The following is a 19,069-nucleotide window of genomic DNA, read 5'->3' on the forward strand; positions in this document are numbered from 1 at the left end:
AAGTATTATCAGCTCCATAATTTCAGCTTTTTTATTTTAGCTTAACACTCCAGAAAATTTCAAGACTTACTTACAGAAACAATAAATCATGATTAATGGTCGTATAAAATAACTCCTTAAACTTCTCCATATCCCGTGTCTGTCCCAGCGCCCACATCATTTTCGTCACAGACGCCTCCAGCGTCATATCATACGACTCCAGCACCGGGAACCGTTCCTTGATGACCTTTCCAACCTGATAAACTTCCATGTCGCTTCCCTCATGGGTAACCTGGGTCGCCATGCACACAGGCTTGCCAGCTTCAATCCAATGCGCGATCGCATCTATAAAATTATCATTTTCGTAATGAGGCAGACCGCCTACGCCGAAGGATTCAATGATCAGTCCGGAATAAGAGGGAAAAAGAGCATCCAATACTTTCCCGTCAATCCCCGGAATCAATTTGAGCAGAAAAATCTTCTGATTCATCTCATGATAAAACACCAGTGGCTTGGTGGACTGGTCTTTGTCATCAATATAAAAAATAATCTTCTGATCGTGAATGGATGCAATATCCGGATAATTAATACTGGAAAAGGCATTGTAACTTTTGGAAAATTCCTTCTTTGCTCTGGTTCCTGCGATCACTTTTCCCCCAAACACAATGGAAATTCCATGAACGCGGTCGTGAGAGGCAAAGCGGAGACTGTCCAGAAGATTGGAACGTGCATCTGTAATTGCCAGGTCAATAGGTTTCTGGGCACCGGTAATCACGATAGGTCTGCGGTTATTCTGGATCAGATAAGACAAAGCAGCAGCTGTATATGCCATAGTGTCCGTTCCATGGCAAAGCACAAAGCCATCATAAAATTCATATTTGGATTCGATCAGTCTGGCCAGCTTCAGCCAATGGTCTGCACACACATTGGTACTGTCCAGGGCAAAAGGCTGAACGGTATCAATGGTGCAGAATTCCCGGGCTTCAGGAATATATTCCAACAGCTCATCTGCGGAAATCTGCGGTGCCAGCCCCTCTGCTGTATATTTGGAAGCAATGGTTCCCCCGGTTGCAATAAGAAGTATCTTTTTCATGTTGTCCCCCTGTGTAATTGTTATCCACATGTTCAATCTGCTGTACCTGCATTTTCTGAAACCTTACTTTGTAGCGAAAAGCTTTTTTCATAAGTATTTTACTTTGTATAGACAAAGGGCCCGCCCGAATCACCCCAGGCAGGCTCTTTTATCATTTTCTCCACTTTATATAATCTCAATTCTTTCAGAAAACATTTTGCAATACATACGATACAACAAGTTTCGATCTTTATCTCACTTTTAGTTCTCCTCAGTTGTCTCTTCTGCAGTATCCTCTGCGTTCTCCTCAGAATCAGCGCTCTCGCTGCTGTCCTCGGCCTTGCTGTCTGCACTGTCCTCTTCTGCAGTCTCGTCTGTACTGTCAGCGCTGTCTGTGGTATCAGCTTCCTCTGCGCTGTCGCTCTTTGCAGCATCTGTCTCAACAGTATCAGCATCCTCGTCCTCATCTGCTGCCTCGGCATCCTCAGAAGTAGTATCCTCGGTAGCATCTGTTGTATCAGCTGCTGCATCTTCACTTGTATCCGCTGTAGTCTCCTTAATTGTAAAGCTGTGCTCATCTGTAATTGTCAAAGTAGAAAGCACCTTATCATTTACAGTAATATCAGCATCATCCAGCCATTTCTGAGTTGTCTCGGAATAGTATTCGCTGCGCTTGGTGTTCTCAAGGGACTCTTTCTTGGAAGCGGTTGCATCCTCGTCTTTTACTTTGTCCATCCGAAGTACATATACGCTGCTATCAGTCTCAACCAGCTCGTCGTAAACCTCTCCATCCTTCAGAGTTCTCAGCGCTTCTACAACAGCGTCATCATAAGAATTGGAAATATCCTCATCATCACTGTCATTTGTGAAAATAGTTCCGGTCAGTCCGCTGTAAGTATCATCAACAGCCTTGGCTGTCTCGCCCATGTCTGCTGTCGGATCCTCTTTCATCTTATCCAGGATCTCCTGTGCCTGCTCCTTGCGGGTAGCAATATCATCATCGGTAAGGTCATCTCCACTGATGGAAATACTTACATAGCTGAAAGAAGACTGCTGTGCCTCCTCATCCGTTATGTTAACCTCAGCCTCGTTGCGGATCGGATCGTAAATTCTCTGACGATAAGTCTCAAGCTCCAGAAGAGTCTTAACCTGATCTTCGGAAACAGCAAGCTCCTTCAGAGTGTCCTCGTCATTGTCCTGCATAAACTGTGCTGCTGCATCTGCAATAGCAGTCTCATCATCAGAAGTAACCTCAACGCCATAGTCTGCTGCCTTCTCCTTCATGATGTACATCAGCTCAACCTGCTCCAGGAACTGTCCTACAGCCTGCTCACCGTACGTAGTACCAGCATCCTCATCTACTACCTGGCTCCAGATATTTCCTGCACTTCCCATAAAGCTCTTATACATGGCAACGGTCTGTGCCTGTGACTCACGTGCATACAGACTTACAACACCCATAGGAATGTCTGTGCCATCTACAGTCGCAACGGTTTTCTCTCCATCTATAGACTTACTTCCACATCCGGAAAGCATTCCAATTGCCATTACGCCACTTAATGCCACTACGGTTGTGTTCTTCACGATTTTCTTCATATTGATCACCAATTACCCTTTCACTGATGTGCCGCTTAGTCACCACGCACAGCCGGCATGATTTCCCAATGCGGACACGCTAATAAGAGTATAAAACTTTTTTCCCATGAGGGCAAGTAGAAAGGGGAAAATCTGATAGAATTCACACAATTTTCGCGAATTTCCATCGGATCTTCCCCACCCAAAACCTACTTTAAATCAAAATATCCGAAAGCATTCAACAGCCCAGCCGTCTACTACTTTTCGCTCTTTCCTTCCTCTTCCACCAATTCCATCAGTTCCTTTGCAAACACCGTCAGCGCCTGCACAATATCCCCCACCGGTGCAAACAGGAACTTCGGTTCTTTATCCGGTTTAAACTGCAGCTGTCTGCGGTACTTGGCAACCAGCGGCGGAATTCCTTCCGGGTTCAGATGTGCATTTTCGTAAAGGGTGATCCTGATCTCACGCTGCATCTGCTTGATTTCCGTAATGTAGCCCTGATGTGCCAGTGCTTTCAGTCTTGCAATAGCCAGCAGATTCAGCACTGCTTTCGGCGGCTCCCCAAACCGGTCGATCAGCTCTTCCAGCATATCATCATACTCCTGCTGGGACTCAATCCCTGCAATGCGCTTATAAATATCCAGTTTCTGGAATTCATTGCTGATGTAGGTGTCCGGGATAAAAGCATCCATATTCAGGTCAATGGTAGTCTCGAAGTCTTCCATGGTATGAATACCCTTTGCCTCCTTGACCGCCTCGCTAAGCATTTTACAGTAAAGATCATAGCCCACTGCGTTCATATGCCCATGCTGCTGTGCTCCCAGCAGATTTCCAGCCCCTCGAAGCTCCAGATCACGCATGGCGATCTTAAATCCGCTTCCCAGATCTGTAAACTCACGGATAGCAGAAAGTCGTTTTTCCGCCACTTCCCGAAGCATGGTGTTCCTTCGGTACATCAGAAACGCATACGCTGTCCTGTTGGAACGTCCGATCCTGCCTCGCAGCTGATAAAGCTGGGAAAGCCCATACTTGTCAGAATCATGGATGATCATGGTATTTACATTGGAAATATCCAGTCCTGTCTCGATAATAGTAGTGGAAACCAGCACATCAATGTCCCCATTGATAAAGTCATACATAACCCGTTCCAGTTCTCTCTCGCTCATCTGTCCATGGGCAAAATCCACCCTTGCGTCCGGCACCAGCTTGGAAATCCGCAGGGCAACCTCATCAATATCTGTAACCCGGTTATAAACATAATAAACCTGGCCGCCTCTTCGCAGTTCTCTTCCGATAGCTTCCCTGACAGTCTCCTCATCATACTCCATCACATAAGTCTGGATCGGCATACGATCCATAGGCGGCTCCTCCAGCACACTCATGTCACGGATTCCGATCATACTCATATGAAGGGTTCGTGGAATGGGTGTCGCAGTCAGAGTCAGAACATCAATATCCTTTTTCAGCTGCTTGATTTTCTCCTTGTGAGTAACGCCGAAACGCTGTTCCTCGTCAACGATCAGAAGCCCCAGATTCTTATACTCCACATCCTTGGAAAGAACTCTGTGGGTACCGATCACAACGTCTACCTGTCCTTTTTTCAGATCCTGCAAAGTCTTTTTCTGCTGGGCAGGTGTACGGAATCGGCAAAGCAGATCCACGCGCACCGGAAACTCCTTCATTCTCTGGACAAAGGTGTTGTACACCTGCTGCGCCAAAATGGTAGTTGGTGCAAGGTAAACAACCTGCCGGCTCTCTTGCACCTCTTTAAACGCTGCGCGAAGAGCAACCTCCGTCTTACCATATCCAACATCTCCGCACACCAGACGATCCATGATCTTGGTGCTCTCCATATCCCGCTTGGTATCCTCAATGGCGTTCAGCTGATCCTCTGTCTCCTCATATGGGAACATTTCCTCAAATTCCTTTTGCCACACTGTATCCGGGCCACACACATACCCCTCTTTTTCCTGACGCACAGCGTAAAGCTCCACCAGCTCTTTGGCGATATTTTTGACAGCGCCCTTTACCTTGGACTTCGTGCGATTCCACTCCTGGGTTCCCAGCTTGTTCAGCTTCGGTGCCCTGGCTGTATCTGCGCCGGAATATTTCTGCAGCGCATCCAGCTGCGTCGCCAGAATATACAGATTGCTTCCGTCACGGTATTCAATCTTGATATAGTCTTTTAAGACCTTATCTACTTCAACTTTTTCAATTCCACGGTAAATTCCCAGTCCATGCTTTTCATGGACCACATAATCCCCGATAGACAGCTCTGCAAAATCCTGGATTCGCTTGCCGTTGTAGATTTTTTTCTTTTTCTTTTTTTTCTGCTCCTGACCGAAAATATCGGACTCTGTGATCACCGCAAATTTGATCAGTGGATACTCAAAGCCTTTCCGGGCGTGTCCATAGAGGACCATAATTTCCCCTGGATTGATCACACGGTCATAATCTGAACCGTAAAAAGCATTCAGCTCATGCTCCTGCAAATCCTTCGCCAGACGCTCCGCCCTTGTCCTGGAACCGGAAAGCAAGGCAATCTGATAGCCTTTTTTCTTATACTTTTTCAGATCCTCCGCCAGAAGCTCAAAGCTGCTGTTATAAGAAGTTACACTCTGCACCGTCAGATTGTATTTCTCCGAGGAAAAATTCCACTCCACGCCTCTTGGCTCCAATGCCGACAACGACACTGCACGAAGCTTATTCAGTTCTTTCTGAACCTTGGAAAATTCACAAAGCCACTGAACCGGAAGGTTCTTTTCCCCTTTTTCTTCACGATGTGTGCGGCTGGCGGCATACTCTTCCTCTACGCCCAGTCCGTTTTCCAGAATACGGTTGGGTTCGTCCAGAAACAGAAGCATTTTTTCCCTGGGAAAATAATCCACAAAAGATACCATCTTTTTGCCATCATTCCACTCCACAGCCGGATAAATAGCAATCTCATCCAGATTTTCCAGAGAGCGCTGACTCTCTGCGTCAAAGCTTCGGATAGAATCCACTTCATCTCCCCACAGCTCAATTCTCCATGGATTCTCTTCTGTAAGGGAATAAATATCTACTATACCACCGCGCACAGAAAACTGTCCCGGCATTTCCACCTGTCCTACGCGTTCATATCCAAGCTGCACAAGGGTATTTTTCAGCACATCCATGTTGATCACGCTGTCAGAATAGAAATGAAGCACCTTTTTCCCAATTTCTTCCAGGGGCATCAGATAGTCCATACAGCCGTCAATGCTGGTAACCACAGTCAGTTCCTTCTGCTCCAGAAGTGCCTTTATCACACACATTCTCTGGCGGATCAACAGATTTCCCTGAATATCTGCCTGGAAAAAGAGAAGATCCTTCGCCGGGTAAAACATGGTATTTTTGTCATAAAAGCGCACGTCCTCGAAGATTTCCTTAGCCTGGCGCTCATCTCCTGCGATCACAAGGCGCATAGGTGTTTTGCCGGAAAGCCCATGGATCAGATGTGCCTTCTGGGATTCCAGGCAGCCTGTGATCTGCACAATGCCCTGATTTTTCTCAAGGCTTTTCTCTATTTCTTCAAATTCTGCCATCCCCTTCAGGGGCTGGGTAAATGAAAGCATGGCTTTCCTCCTTTTCTCAAAAGCCGCACCTCAGAGCCCACCCAAAACATGAAACCATTCCTGCAAGCTATCTGCACGTCATAATTTTCACAAAGCTTTTGGGGGACGCTCCAGGGGCAAAAGAAGCCCAGCTTGTTGCTGGACTTCCTTTGTTACTCAGTAACCCTCTTTCGGTTGTATTCATTCATCGCCGCATCCGGACCATCTGTTATTATTTTTTCTACAGCGTCTGCTGCAAACTCAATTGCTTCATCCACGAGCTTGCGGTCCCCGGATGAAAAACGGCCAAGCACATGGTCTGCCAGATCCCATCCTTTTGGTTTGGCTCCTACACCAATTTTTACACGCATGAATTTCTGTGTGCCAAGTCTGCCAATAATGTCCTTCAGACCATTATGGCCGCCTGCACTGCCCTGCTTCCGGATACGAAGCTGTCCCGGCTCCAGATCAATATCGTCCTGAATAATGATCAACTCACTCTCCGGATCGATTTTGAAATAAGCAGCCATCTCCTGTACCGGACCACCGCTTAAATTCATAAAGGACAAAGGTTTCATAAAGATTACCTTCTCTCCTCCGATGAATCCGGAACCGTACATAGCATTAAATTTTACGCCGCCCTGCGGAATCTTATGACGTTCCACAAGCACATCGATCGTATCAAAACCCATATTGTGGCGGGTCGCCTCATACTGCTTCCCGGGGTTTCCCAGTCCAACAACTAAATACATAATCTTATTTTCCTTATTCTACTACGAAAGTCCTCCACAGCAATTCCAAAGCTCTGGTCAGCCACAGCCCCGTAATCACTGCCGCAACCTGCTTAGCCAATAGCATAAAACAGATGACTTTCATTTATTATCGAATGATATGAGTGTCAAAAGGTCTTTTGACACTCATTTGATACCCGGATTGCTACGCAGCTACGCTGCTCCCGCAATCCTCCAAATATTCGAAATCCGCTGATTTACTGCGTAAATCGCTACTTTCTCATATTTGGCGTGTCCCAAGTTCAAAAGCCTTATCGTGCAAGCACGAACAGCTTTTTGACCTTTTGACATTGGTATCATCAAATTAGTTGAAATAAACCATCTCATCAGCCAGAGGTTCGCACGGGGTCACATTCTCTGCATAAAGAACAATTCCCTCGCCCTGGTACTCAGAACGGTTTTCAAAGGCAACCTTGGCAGTCACCTCAACCCACTCGCCGGGCTTCAGCTTCGGTGCATATGCACTCTTACAGATATATCCCAGAAATGAAGTATCATCTGCACAGCAGGTCATGGCAGTACGTCCCGGAATGAAGAACTTGCTGCCCATACCTCTCGGACGTCTTGCACGAGCCTTAAAGCGAAGAGTTTTTCCCACATAGCGATCCGGATGATCCATAGCATCTACAAACCAGATTCCGTAATCTTCAGGCGGAATATCTACAATCTCTGCATCCAGGTCAAATGGCATCTGATCTGCGAAAATATCCGTCATCTCGCCTTCTTCGTCCTCAAAAATAACCTCTGCACTTGGGTTTACAACCTTAATGCTTCTGCGGAAGTTTGCAAGAGGATATTCTTTCTTGCTGCGGTTAAACACAACCATATCCGCATTACGAACCATATCCATAAAAATGGATTTCATATTCTGCATATATACCTGGAATGTGCTTGCATCTACACAGGTAATGTGCTGTTCAATTCCCCAGCCTGCCGGGAGCTTCATCTCCTCAAATTTGCTTACCAGCCACATTCCATTATATTCCATAACCACACGCTCCGGCTGATGGATAATATCCAGTGCCTGAAGGCGCTCCGGTGTAAAATCTTCTTCTTTCTCAATAACCTCAACTACAACATTATCTTTTGCAAGAGCCTCTTCATCGTACTCTTCCTCTCCCTCTTCGCAGAGAATGAGAAGTGTCTTTCCCTCTGTACGGAAGTAATCCTGCTGGAGGGTAAAGCTAAGGAAAGAGGTCTTGCCGCTTTCCAGGAAGCCGGTTATGAGATAAATCGGTACTGTAATTTCATCCATTTACAGAAACCTCCCTGTATTTTTCTTAATTAAAAGCAGTACGTTCGCATATATCGCTTATAAACAGCAACAAACAAGCTTACAAAAAGCCTTTTATCCGTTTATATGTCAAGCATTAAGCTACGCCGAACAGCTTGGCCAGTTTCTCTTCATTTAACTTGGAACCAATTACGCAAAGACGTCCGGTGTACTCCGGTGAACCTTCACGGATCTCAGTTTCTTCCGGAACCATATCGAAGTAGATCCATGTTCCGTCCTCTGCCGGAAGCATTCCCTTAGCACGAAGGATCACGCCATACTCTTCAGAAGCGGAAAGGCTCTCCAGCATTTTCTCAAGCCCTTCTCTTGTAAACTTCTTAATAGTCTCACGTCCCCAGCTGGTAAATACTTCGTCTGCGTGATGATGGTGATGATCATGATGATGTCCGCAGCCACATTCGTCATCATGGTCGTGATGATGATGCTCATGATCGTGGTCATGTCCGCAGCCGCACTCGTCATGGTCGTGATGATGATGCTCGTGATCGTGGTCATGTCCGCAGCCACATTCATCATCATGGTCATGATGGTGATGATGCTCATGATCGTGGTCATGTCCGCAGCCGCACTCATCATCATGGTCGTGATGATGCTCGTGATCGTGGTCATGTCCGCAGCCGCACTCATCATCATGGTCGTGATGATGATGCTCGTGATCATGGTCATGTCCGCAACCGCACTCATCATCATGGGCATGATGATGATGCTCATGCTCCTCTTTCAGCAGCTCATCCGCCAGAGATACCGGATGCTCCATAACCTCCAGGATTTTCTTTCCATCCAGCTTCTCAATCGGAGTGGTAATAATAGCTGCCTTCTCATTGATAGAACGAAGAAGCTCCATAGACTCCATTGCTTTCTTCTCGTCTACAATATCGGTACGGCTCATGATAATCGCGCCTGCATACTGAACCTGATTGTCAAAGAACTCGCCGAAGTTTCTCATATACATTTTGCATTTCTTGGCATCAACAACTGTAGTGTAGCTGTTCAGCTGAATATCAACATCCTCTTCCACACCCTGTACAGCCTTGATAACGTCGGAAAGCTTACCAACACCTGATGGCTCGATCAGGATACGGTCCGGATGATACTTCTCTACAACTTCCTTCAGGGAAGCACCAAAATCTCCAACCAGAGAACAGCAGATACATCCGGAGTTCATCTCACGGATCTCGATTCCGGCATCTTTCAGGAATCCCCCGTCAATACCAATCTCACCGAACTCATTCTCGATCAAAACTACCTGCTCACCTTCAAATGCTTCTTTCAGCAGTTTCTTAATAAGAGTTGTCTTACCAGCTCCAAGGAAACCGGAGATAATGTCAATCTTTACCATTTTGTATTCCCCTTTCTATTATGCCAGAAAAAGGGGACATGACCAAGTCACATCCCCTAATATATTTATCCCAATTTCACAGTTTTATGCAAATCAGCCGTTGATCATGAAGTGCATAAGCTTATCAATGTCTTCTTTCTCATATGCAACGATCTCAAGCTCCGGAATCTCACCGTTAGAGAAGATGTTTGCAAGAGATACATACTGTGATAATTTAGATTTCAGGTTCAGTCTGTCACCTTCGCCAGTTACAAGCTCTACTTTACCAGCGCAGCTGTCTACTACATCAAAAAATTTCTGAATGTCTTTAATATTAGATACCTTCATGTCAATATTCTCCTTTCAACATGTACAACTTTTTCCATTTCTTTTTGTTCGGGCTCATTATATCTCAACTTTTTCCAAATAGCAACAGGTTTTTCACCTTCTGGAAAAAAATCCCCAACAGTCACAAACAAAACCCGAATTTGCCCCATTCTTTGGGTATTTTTAATACTAAATTATCACAGCAATCTGAAAATTGTCTGTGAGAATTGTTCCTTGCGGAATTTGGCAGCTTCTAATACTGGAACACAGCAACCCCGTAAGCTGGCAGCGGATAAGCAAAGGAGAACGGACGATTGTCACAATCCTGCTTTTCTGCCTTAAATACCTTTTTCGCAGTCTGTCCGTTTTCATCCAGAACCAGTGTGTATTGTTTCTTCTTCGGCACACCAACACGGTAATCCGGACGTTCTACAGGAGTGAAATTGCATACTACCAGAAGGTTATTTCTTTTTGTAGGGGATTTCCTTACAAAGCTGTAAATACTTCTGTCCCCGTCATCTGCATTGATCCACTCAAAGCCAGACGGATCCGTATCCGTTCCATAGAGCGCAGGATATTTGCGATACATCCTCAGCAATGTCTGCACAAAATCCTTCAAATCCCGATGCTTCTCTTCCCCAAGAAGGAACCAGTCAAGTTCTCTCTCCTCGCTCCACTCTCGAAGTTGACCGAATTCCTGCCCCATAAATAAAAGCTTCTTGCCCGGATGGCAGAACATAAATGTATAAGCAGCCTTCAGATTCTTAAACTTATCATCTAGCTCACCTGGCATTTTCTCCAGCATAGACTTCTTCAGATGAACCACCTCATCATGGGAGATTACTAACACATATTTCTCACTGTAAGCATATGTCATGGAGAAAGTCATCTTATTATGGTTAAACTTACGGAAATAGGGGTCCAGCTTCATATATTCCAGGAAGTCATTCATCCAGCCCATGTTCCATTTCAGGGAAAATCCAAGGCCGTCATCCTCTGCCTTACCTGTAACCTTCGGCCATGCGGTAGACTCCTCTGCAATCATCACAGTACCATGGTTTCTTCCAAGAACCACTGTATTCAGATGCTTAAAAAACTCAATTGCTTCCAGATTCTGATTTCCGCCATATTTATTGGCTACCCACTGACCATCATTCTTTCCATAATCCAGATACAGCATGGATGCAACGGCATCCACACGAAGACCGTCCACATGACACTCCTCGATCCAGAACAGAGCATTTGCGATCAGGAAGTTCTTTACCTCCGGTCTGCCATAATTGTAGATCTTGGTTCCCCAGTCCGGATGCTCTCCCTGTCTGGGATCTGCATGCTCATAAACTGCAGTTCCGTCAAAATTCGCCAGTCCATGGGCATCCTTGGGAAAATGTGCCGGCACCCAGTCCAGAATAACCCCGATTTTCTGTCTGTGAAGATAATCTACCAGATATTTGAAATCCTGGGGTGTTCCATAGCGGGAAGTAGGCGCATAATAACCGGTGACCTGATATCCCCAGGAACCGTCAAAGGGATGCTCTGCAATCCCCATCAGCTCCACATGTGTATAGCCCATATCCTTCACATACTGGGCAAGCTTCACCGCCAGTTCCCTGTAATTGAAAAAGCCTTTCTCATTCTCCTCTGTAGCCGGATGCTTCATCCAGGAGCCAGGATGTACCTCATAGATCGCCATGGCATCCTTAGTCTCGTCAAATTTCTGACGATTCTTCATCCAGGTGGTATCTTTCCATTTGTAATCCCCGATATCCGTGATTCTGGATGCCGTTCCCGGTCTTAATTCTGCCTCATTTGCATAAGGGTCAGCTTTATAAATATGCTCCCCGTTCATTCCTACAATAAAAAACTTATACAGCTGTCCAATCTTCGCTCCAGGGACAAATGTCTCAAATACACCGATCGGACCTGCCTTTTTCATTGGAGCAGCCTGTTCATTCCAGTTATTAAACTCTCCAATTACAGAAACAGCTTGCGCATTAGGTGCCCATACTGCAAAATAAACACCTTCTTTTTTCCCTTGTTTCACAGGATGTGCGCCAAGCTTTCTGTAAATATCATAATGGGTTCCCTGACCAAAGAGATACTGGTCAAGCTCTGTAAACTGTAATTTCTCTCCCATCAGAAAGTTACCTCCCTAAACTTTCAAATTCTTATGCACATTATAGCATACTCTTTTCCTCCATGCCACCAAAAACTTGTCTATTATTCATAAAAAATCTACATCAAAATTCATTTTTACTGTAAAAAAATACGCCTGTACTTTGACATTTTTCTCATAAGTACAAGCGTATACTATCATTCACACTATACAGCATCTGCGATTTCCGGAAGTCCCGAAGCTTAACACATATGCCAGACAGGCTCTAGAGCCTCTTATTTTCTCCGTTATTCGCCTGAGTCGCTGCTAAAATCCCCTTCGCTATTCTCACTGCCGTCTGTGTATCCGTCACTTTCACTGCCGTCGCTTCCATCACCGGAACCATCACTGAAGTCGCTCTCATCTCCATTACTGCGGTCATCTGAACTGCCATCAGAAGTTCCATCTGTGGAAGAGTCCTCAGAAGAGCCATTTCCATTATATCCAGGCACATAACCTGCATCAAGGGCGCTCTGCCAGAACTCTGCATATTTTGCTGGCTGAAGGGTAACATTCTTCGCCGCTGCCATCTCACTTACCGTTACCAGTTTATATCCCTGTGCAATAAGATCTGGAATCAGTCTGAGTGCCGCATCAACTGAAGGACCATGAATATCATGCATCAGAATAACGGCTCCGTCTCCCAGATTGCTGTCATTCATAATGCCATTGTAATCCAGATCTGCATCCAGATATTTCCAGTCCAGACTGTCAATAGACCACAAAATAAAAGGTTTCCCAACTGCCGAAATAATTTCATCATTGCAGTCTCCATAAGGCGGACGAATTACCGTGGACTCCTGTCCACAGGCATCAATCAATGCCTGATCGGTATCGCCGAATTCCTTTATAACATCATCAATACTCAGATTCAGCATATCCTGATGATCCCAGGAATGGTTTCCGATCTCACAGCCAAGTTCCACCATTCTCTTCACTTCGTCCGGATACTGTCCAACCAGCTGTCCCAACATAAAGAAGGTAGCATGTGCATTGTTCTCCTCCAGACAGTCCAGAAGCTTGTCTGTATACTGTCCCGGACCATCATCAAAGGTAAGTGCGATCAAAGGGCGTTTCTTCTCAGCATTGTAAGAACCATCCTCATTAAAATAATAATCGTTTACCCCCTTGGTCACCCAGCCGGTCTGCATGTATCCATTGGAATCAAATGCATATTTCACTCCGTCAATCTCTGCAAAACCATTGGTATAATATGTACCATCTGCATTCTGATACCAGCGTCCGCTGGAATCCTCATGCCAGCCTGGAGTCAGTGAAGAAACCTTGGTCACATCGCTCTGTCCTTTCAGAGGCTGTCTCAGAGCATCTGTAGAATTGGAATCCGCATTCGAAGCAGCTCCGTCACCTGCATCCGCCTGCACGCTCTGTGATTTTCCAGTACTCTTTCCTCCCACACGACTTACGATTGGAAAAATCACTCCTCTTATTACAAAAATCACAGCCAGCACCATTGCCACAACATAGGTAACCAGCTTAATGATCTTCCTTCGTCTTATCTGGCGCTGTTTCCTGCGCATTCTTTCGCGCAAAACCCTTCTATCCATTCATATTCCCTCTTTATCTCTCGTTACATAGTGGAAAAAATTTTCCGCAAAAAAGTTCTGTCATAGCACTTCTCTCAGCTCCAGATCATCTGTTACAAGAAGAATATCCGCTTTCTTTCCAACAGAAAGGGAACCAACTTCATCATAAATACCAATACTCTTTGCCGGATTTCGTGTTGCTGCAAAAATCGCTTCTTCAAGGGGAACACCAAAAGAAACAGCCTTGCGCATACAATCATACAGGTTCGTAGCAGAACCGGCAATCGTACCGTCCTTCAAAGTTGCCTTACAGTCCTTCATCGTTACTTCCTGTCCACCCAGCTGGTAGGTTCCGTTCTCCATTCCAGTAGCCATCATAGAGTCACTGATCAGTACAATCCTCTCTGGTCCAAACATCTTAAATGTAGCGCGGATCACAGCGGGATGAATGTGAATGCCATCACAGATCATCTCTGCCATACACTGCCCATCATCACAGGCAGCTCCGATCAGTCCTGGTTCTCTGTGCGCCAGTGGCTGCATGGCATTATAAAGATGTGTCACATGGTGTGCACCTCTTCTCATGGCCTCCGCTGCTGTATCGTAATCAGCTGCTGTATGACCAAGGGAAATGCACACCTCATTATGTACCTCATCAATGAATTCCATAGCACCATCCACATTCGGTGCCAGAGTTACCAGCTTCACCATATTTCCGGAATATTCATTCAGTTCACGGAAAAATCCGGCATCTGGTTTGCGGATATAGCCCTCCACATGGGCGCCTTTTTTCTTCGCATCCAGAAATGGGCCTTCCATATTGATTCCCCGGACAGCAGCTCCGTCTTTCATTTCTCCTACAGTCTTAATAGTAGCAAAAATTTCCTTCAGTTCTTCTGCCGGCAATGTCATGGAAGTAGGACAATAGGAAGTAATTCCGTGACTCTTTTCGTATTTCAGAATAATCTTAAGTCCTTCCGGATCAGCATCAGAAAAATCATGTCCAAATGCACCGTGACTGTGAATATCCACCAGCCCCGGAAGCACCCTGAGCCCAGCCGCGTCTACAATCGTCTTGTCCGTAACCTCATCCTCAGAAGCCACGATTCTATGATTCTCCACATACAGATCCTGTAATCTGAAGCTTCCATCCTCCTGAAAAACTTCTCCGTTTTTAATAATCATAACTCCATTCCCTCCTGAGATTCATTGGCTGCTGTTTCTATTATAAACAGCAACCGTCAATTCTCTGTACTGTCATCCTGTGTATCTGTTGAAGCATCCGCTGCTGTGCCTGTATCTGCGGTTGCACCAGTTTCCTGCTCTTCTGCTGTATCCCCGCCATCCGTGCTCTGTCCGTCAGTTGTACTGCCATCTGCATGATCTGCTGCTTCTGTTCCCTCAGCAGCCTGTGCGTCCTCACCTTCAGCAGATGTATCCGCTGCTGTCTGATCATAATTTGCATTTGCAATAATGAAATCCTGAACTCTCATAAGTCCGATACTCTCATCCACTGCAACCTGACCGTAAGTATCGATAAGAACTGCAAGATCGCCAGAAGCATACTGCTCTACCAGCTGATTCTGGATTGCAAGGCTTTCCTCATCCTCCAGAGTCATTCCCTCTGCGTCCATGATTCCCTGAATAAGCAGATTCTGTTTTACCTTGGCCTGGGCATACTGCTGGCACTGGGCTTCGAAATCATCCATGGAAACGCCCTGAGACTCCACGAAGTCTTCAAGCTCCATATTTCCCTGCTTCGCGTATGCTTCTGCCTGTTTCTTAAATGTCTTCACTGCCTCTTCTACGTCTTTCTCCGGATATTCCACAACCTCAGAATTGGTGTAAACAGTATTCCATGCAGTGCTGCGCAGACTGCTGTCGGCCTGATCCTGTGCCTCCTGCTCCAGCTGTGCGCGAACAGAAGCCTTATATTCATCAATTGTCTTGTAATCGGTATTCGCTGCAACCCAGTCATCGGTCAATTCCGGTGGTCTCTTAAAGCTCTGCACGGTAATCTGGAATACTGCATCCTGTCCAGCCAGTTCACTGTTGCGGTAGCTCTCCGGGAAGGTTACCGGTACGTCTTTTGTCTCCCCCTTCTTCATTCCCACGATTCCTTCTTCAAATCCGGGAATCATTGTGCCGCTTCCGATCACAAGGTCATAATTATTACCAGTTCCACCTTCAAAAGCTTCCCCGTCTTTTGTACCTACGAAATTAATAGTAGCGGTATCACCATTCTGGATGACAGCGTTCTCATCTGTCACTTCCACTGAATTGTCTTTCAAATTCTCTGCGATACGATTCTCAATATCCTCATCTGTCACTTCTGGTACAGAATTATCAAGAGTTATCCCCTTATAGTCTGCAATTGTAACATATTTCTCCACATTATCCACTGAAACCAGGCGTGTCGCACCGGTAGAATCTGTATAAGGTTCCTGTACCTCTTCTTCCTCTGCCGAATCCTCTGCCTGCTGCTCTGTGGCAGTGCTCTCACTCTCTGTACTGGTAGTTTCTTTATCACTTCCGCAGCCATTTACAGCAAGTGCCATACACATTACTAACGCTGCCAAATATAGTTTTCTTTTCATTTCATACTCCCTTCAGTTACTCTTTTATAAAATTATCACATTTTCTATTAAAAAGAAAGCCCACTGAGGCAATCATTTTTATTTTGTCTCAGCGCAAAATCATACGAATCCATGCCTTCTTTGCAGCTGGTCTTATCAGCCACCATTCATAGGCGGTACAGGAGTAGGTCTGGATGGGTCAAATACCTGGCTTACATCAAACAGATCTGCCAGCATGTCCGGATTGTAATACATTCGGTATCCATCCACATTTCTTCTTCCCATTCGGAAATATTCATCCGTCATCTGTACAAAATATTTGTTAGAGTCCACATTGCAATAATAATCATAGCCCTGGGATTTCAGATATTCAAATTTCTCATTGCCAGTGTACTCTCCGCCGTTATTAATATCTGCTCCGAAAGCAAAGATAATAATATCTGTTCCGCCAATAAGCGGGTCAATGTTCTCTTTGAAGTTCTGTGTATCTGTTTCAAGGCGTTCCATGGAAACTGTAAACATGTTTTTATGTCCCCATGTATGGCTGGCAAAAGTCCAGCCCTCCGCCTTCATGGCATCTGCGACCTTTTTCGCTTCTGCCCGCTCTGTATCCAGGTCAAAATCAGGATGCGCGTCAAGCCACGCCTTTTTATCATCATTCAGATCATCTGGTCTTGTCTGATAGCTGATATCTGTGCGGTAACCCAGGATTCCATTATAGCCTGTAAGCGCTACAATTCCCTTATGTCCATGATATGCAAAATCAGGATGTTCCTCCACAAACCGGTCGATCAGCGGTACAACATCATAGTCACCTACAACTGTGCTTCCATCATCCTGTACATATTCGTTGCGAACCTTCCCCTCTTCGTCTATAACAAGCTTAGTGGCAATTCCATCTCCATCCTGGGAGTGATAATAACATACATCGTCCTGCGAAAGGACAAACGGTGTTTTTCCCTTAGGAAGATAAATCTGCTTTGCCTGCATTTTCCCATTTTCATCAACGTCTGCCAGATCATAAAGGTTTACCATTACATATCCCTCGTCATACATGATCTGGGTTATCTTATTAAACTCATCCATAGTGGTCATAACCTGATTATAACCATCTGTCTTGTAATCTCCATCAAACGCCTTGGAAGTATCCACGATCAGGGAATGGTAAAAAATGTGAGTTACCTGTTCTGGAGACCAGGCTACACATTTATCCTTTTTCTTCTGGAATTTCTCTGCAGCATTCTGAAAATGGACATTTCTCACATATGCATTGTCCTTCTGCAAAAGGCTGATTGCACCGTCATAATCATACTGGGCTGCTTTCTCCTTGGCTGTGACCAGCACCTTCTTCTCGTGACGGATCTGCCTCCTGATGATACCTGTGCCGGCTGCTGCTGCTTGTGGCATAATCCCATTTAAATTTATGGCTGCTGCCTGGGCTGCTTCCTGCTCTGGCTGATTTGCAGAATCTGAAGAATTATCTTCTGTTTTCTCTTCATCGGACATATTCCCGGATTCATCCTGTACAGTATTCTCTGAATTGTCACCTGTATTTCCAGTTGTCTCATCACTGTCATCTGCAGTGCCTTCACCAGATTCCGGTTGTATATCTGTACTGTCTGAGCTGTCAGCAGCTTCCTCTGTATTAATATCGGGGTTTTCGGTGCTTTCGGGGTTTTCGATGCTTTCGGTGCTTTGGTCAGCCTTTGCCAGTTCTTCTGCTGCCTTGCTCTCTTTACCGGAATTCTTATCAGGAACCAAATCCCTTACCTTGGCTACCAGCGTTTCCATGCCGTCTTTTAACCCTGTCTGCTCTCTATAAAAGTATCCCACACCGCCCAACACTGCCAGAGCAGTAATAATAAGAGCCAGATTACGATTCCGTATCTGCCTCTTCTTTCTCTTCAGATTGCGCTCGTGTCGCTCGCGCCGTCGTTCTTCGTAATATATCTCTTCCTGGTGTTCCTTCTCTGCCAGTTCCTGTAATTCTCTGTCAAGCTCCCGCTTGGACTGGCTGTCGGGAACTTTATTCTCTTCCAGACCAGGCTGTTCCTGTTCTGTATCCGATTTCTTCATAATGTATAACTCCTAACTATACTGTAAGCCCCCCTCAAAACACCTTCTTCCCGCAAGACCAGTTAATAAAGAAAACCTACAAAGCTTCCTATTAATCCTGAACGGAATCTGTAATCTGGCATTTATTATAACCATACCAGATAAATCTATCCATTCTGTAACCAGTAGATTTCTATTATACATGATATTCAAAATAATTACCACCTCTTCTCAGTAAATATCCTTGCATTCTATTGCCATATATTGTTAAAATAAAAAACACATGATAAAATATGTTTTAACCTCAAATATCAAAAATATTAAGCTCTATATCATTCACTCTAAAGGAGGAAAATATGAACAGATCAGATATTATGCGCATAAGCGCACTATTTGAAATAGCCCTGGGTTCTGCTTCTTTGATCGCAGCCCGCTTCTGGATCGGAACCACTAATATTGTGGGCAGACATGTAACCCATGGTGATACTACAGAGGCTTTTGCACTTACTTATGCATTTACACTTCTTCAGATTGCAATTGGAATTATAGGCGTGATGAATGCAGAAAAAGGAAGAATGAGCACCGTTATCTTTGGAATTCTGGCCTTTATTCCCCAGATTGCCCACTTCTTTCATATTAAGGGAAGTATTATACTGGTTCTTATGAATCTTGCAGCATTTGCGGTACCGGTTTTATATGCTTTCACAGCTTATAAGCTTTTTAAAGGAGATAACAAAACAATTGCCTTTTCCAAAAAATGATGTTAAAATGTAGTTTATGTGAAACAAGAATGTAACTGTTCAGTTTC

13 protein-coding genes are annotated in these 19,069 nt (G+C 45.1%); 1 reads left to right on the forward strand and 12 read right to left on the reverse strand.

Translation table 11 applies throughout. The annotated features are described in order from the left end of the window. Nucleotides 1–70: 70 nt before the first annotated feature. The 12 genes from AB5Z12_RS02935 to AB5Z12_RS02990 form a co-directional block, all read right to left on the reverse strand. Complete coding sequence (locus AB5Z12_RS02935) at nucleotides 71–1,072, reverse strand: asparaginase (protein WP_226815299.1); 1,002 nt, start codon at nucleotides 1,070–1,072, stop codon at nucleotides 71–73. A gap of 240 nt (nucleotides 1,073–1,312) precedes the next feature. After that, nucleotides 1,313–2,635 carry an FKBP-type peptidylprolyl isomerase gene (locus tag AB5Z12_RS02940; RefSeq protein ID WP_368368545.1) on the reverse strand — a complete coding sequence of 441 codons (1,323 nt, stop codon included), beginning with the start codon at nucleotides 2,633–2,635 and terminating at the stop codon, nucleotides 1,313–1,315. Between the two features lie 248 nt (nucleotides 2,636–2,883). Continuing rightward, nucleotides 2,884–6,222, reverse strand: coding sequence for a transcription-repair coupling factor (gene mfd, locus AB5Z12_RS02945; protein WP_368368546.1), 3,339 nt, complete (start codon nucleotides 6,220–6,222; stop codon nucleotides 2,884–2,886). 152 nt (nucleotides 6,223–6,374) lie between these two features. Continuing rightward, a complete protein-coding gene (gene pth / locus AB5Z12_RS02950; RefSeq protein WP_118583700.1) occupies nucleotides 6,375–6,953 on the reverse strand; it encodes an aminoacyl-tRNA hydrolase in 579 nt (192 codons plus the stop codon). A 343-nt stretch (nucleotides 6,954–7,296) separates the two neighbouring features. Then, complete coding sequence (locus AB5Z12_RS02955; RefSeq protein WP_148461569.1) at nucleotides 7,297–8,247, reverse strand: GTP-binding protein; 951 nt, start codon at nucleotides 8,245–8,247, stop codon at nucleotides 7,297–7,299. Nucleotides 8,248–8,362: 115 nt separating this feature from the next. Next, entirely contained in the window at nucleotides 8,363–9,625 is a 1,263-nt protein-coding gene (locus AB5Z12_RS02960; RefSeq protein WP_368368547.1) for a CobW family GTP-binding protein, read from the reverse strand. A 93-nt stretch (nucleotides 9,626–9,718) separates the two neighbouring features. Further along, a complete protein-coding gene (locus AB5Z12_RS02965; RefSeq protein WP_118577545.1) occupies nucleotides 9,719–9,952 on the reverse strand; it encodes a polya polymerase in 234 nt (77 codons plus the stop codon). A gap of 232 nt (nucleotides 9,953–10,184) precedes the next feature. Then, nucleotides 10,185–12,068 carry a 1,4-alpha-glucan branching protein GlgB gene (gene glgB, locus AB5Z12_RS02970; RefSeq protein WP_368368548.1) on the reverse strand — a complete coding sequence of 628 codons (1,884 nt, stop codon included), beginning with the start codon at nucleotides 12,066–12,068 and terminating at the stop codon, nucleotides 10,185–10,187. Between the two features lie 266 nt (nucleotides 12,069–12,334). After that, nucleotides 12,335–13,651, reverse strand: a complete 1,317-nt coding sequence (locus tag AB5Z12_RS02975; RefSeq protein WP_368368549.1) for a polysaccharide deacetylase family protein — start codon at nucleotides 13,649–13,651, stop codon at nucleotides 12,335–12,337. Between the two features lie 60 nt (nucleotides 13,652–13,711). Beyond that, nucleotides 13,712–14,815: an N-acetylglucosamine-6-phosphate deacetylase gene (nagA, locus tag AB5Z12_RS02980; RefSeq protein ID WP_118577548.1), complete on the reverse strand. Its 1,104-nt coding sequence runs from the start codon at nucleotides 14,813–14,815 to the stop codon at nucleotides 13,712–13,714. Nucleotides 14,816–14,871: 56 nt separating this feature from the next. Further along, on the reverse strand, nucleotides 14,872–16,227 hold the full coding sequence (tig, locus tag AB5Z12_RS02985) for a trigger factor (protein ID WP_368368550.1): 1,356 nt from the start codon (nucleotides 16,225–16,227) through the stop codon (nucleotides 14,872–14,874). Nucleotides 16,228–16,362: 135 nt separating this feature from the next. Continuing rightward, nucleotides 16,363–18,282: a polysaccharide deacetylase family protein gene (locus AB5Z12_RS02990; protein WP_319017247.1), complete on the reverse strand. Its 1,920-nt coding sequence runs from the start codon at nucleotides 18,280–18,282 to the stop codon at nucleotides 16,363–16,365. A gap of 335 nt (nucleotides 18,283–18,617) precedes the next feature. Here AB5Z12_RS02990 and AB5Z12_RS02995 point away from each other — a divergent pair, with 335 nt between their 5' ends. Then, entirely contained in the window at nucleotides 18,618–19,022 is a 405-nt protein-coding gene (locus AB5Z12_RS02995) for a hypothetical protein (RefSeq protein WP_118577550.1), read from the forward strand. Nucleotides 19,023–19,069 lie beyond the last annotated feature (47 nt).

It is taken from the genome of Ruminococcus sp. RTP21358st1_G6_RTP21358_211008, assembly GCF_040908885.1.
GTDB classification, from domain to species: Bacteria; Bacillota; Clostridia; order Lachnospirales; family Lachnospiraceae; genus Blautia_A; species Blautia_A faecis.

Bases quoted from the DNA above. Each gene is read 5' to 3' on its own strand.
- AB5Z12_RS02935 (WP_226815299.1), bottom strand. From the start codon at position 1,072: ATGAAAAAGATACTTCTTATTGCAACCGGGGGAACCATTGCTTCCAAA.
- mfd (WP_368368546.1), bottom strand. From the start codon at position 6,222: ATGCTTTCATTTACCCAGCCCCTGAAGGGGATGGCAGAATTTGAAGAA.
- pth (WP_118583700.1), bottom strand. From the start codon at position 6,953: ATGTATTTAGTTGTTGGACTGGGAAACCCCGGGAAGCAGTATGAGGCG.
- AB5Z12_RS02955 (WP_148461569.1), bottom strand. From the start codon at position 8,247: ATGGATGAAATTACAGTACCGATTTATCTCATAACCGGCTTCCTGGAA.
- AB5Z12_RS02960 (WP_368368547.1), bottom strand. From the start codon at position 9,625: ATGGTAAAGATTGACATTATCTCCGGTTTCCTTGGAGCTGGTAAGACA.
- AB5Z12_RS02965 (WP_118577545.1), bottom strand. From the start codon at position 9,952: ATGAAGGTATCTAATATTAAAGACATTCAGAAATTTTTTGATGTAGTA.
- glgB (WP_368368548.1), bottom strand. From the start codon at position 12,068: ATGGGAGAGAAATTACAGTTTACAGAGCTTGACCAGTATCTCTTTGGT.
- AB5Z12_RS02975 (WP_368368549.1), bottom strand. From the start codon at position 13,651: ATGGATAGAAGGGTTTTGCGCGAAAGAATGCGCAGGAAACAGCGCCAG.
- nagA (WP_118577548.1), bottom strand. From the start codon at position 14,815: ATGATTATTAAAAACGGAGAAGTTTTTCAGGAGGATGGAAGCTTCAGA.
- tig (WP_368368550.1), bottom strand. From the start codon at position 16,227: ATGAAAAGAAAACTATATTTGGCAGCGTTAGTAATGTGTATGGCACTT.
- AB5Z12_RS02990 (WP_319017247.1), bottom strand. From the start codon at position 18,282: ATGAAGAAATCGGATACAGAACAGGAACAGCCTGGTCTGGAAGAGAAT.
- AB5Z12_RS02995 (WP_118577550.1), top strand. From the start codon at position 18,618: ATGAACAGATCAGATATTATGCGCATAAGCGCACTATTTGAAATAGCC.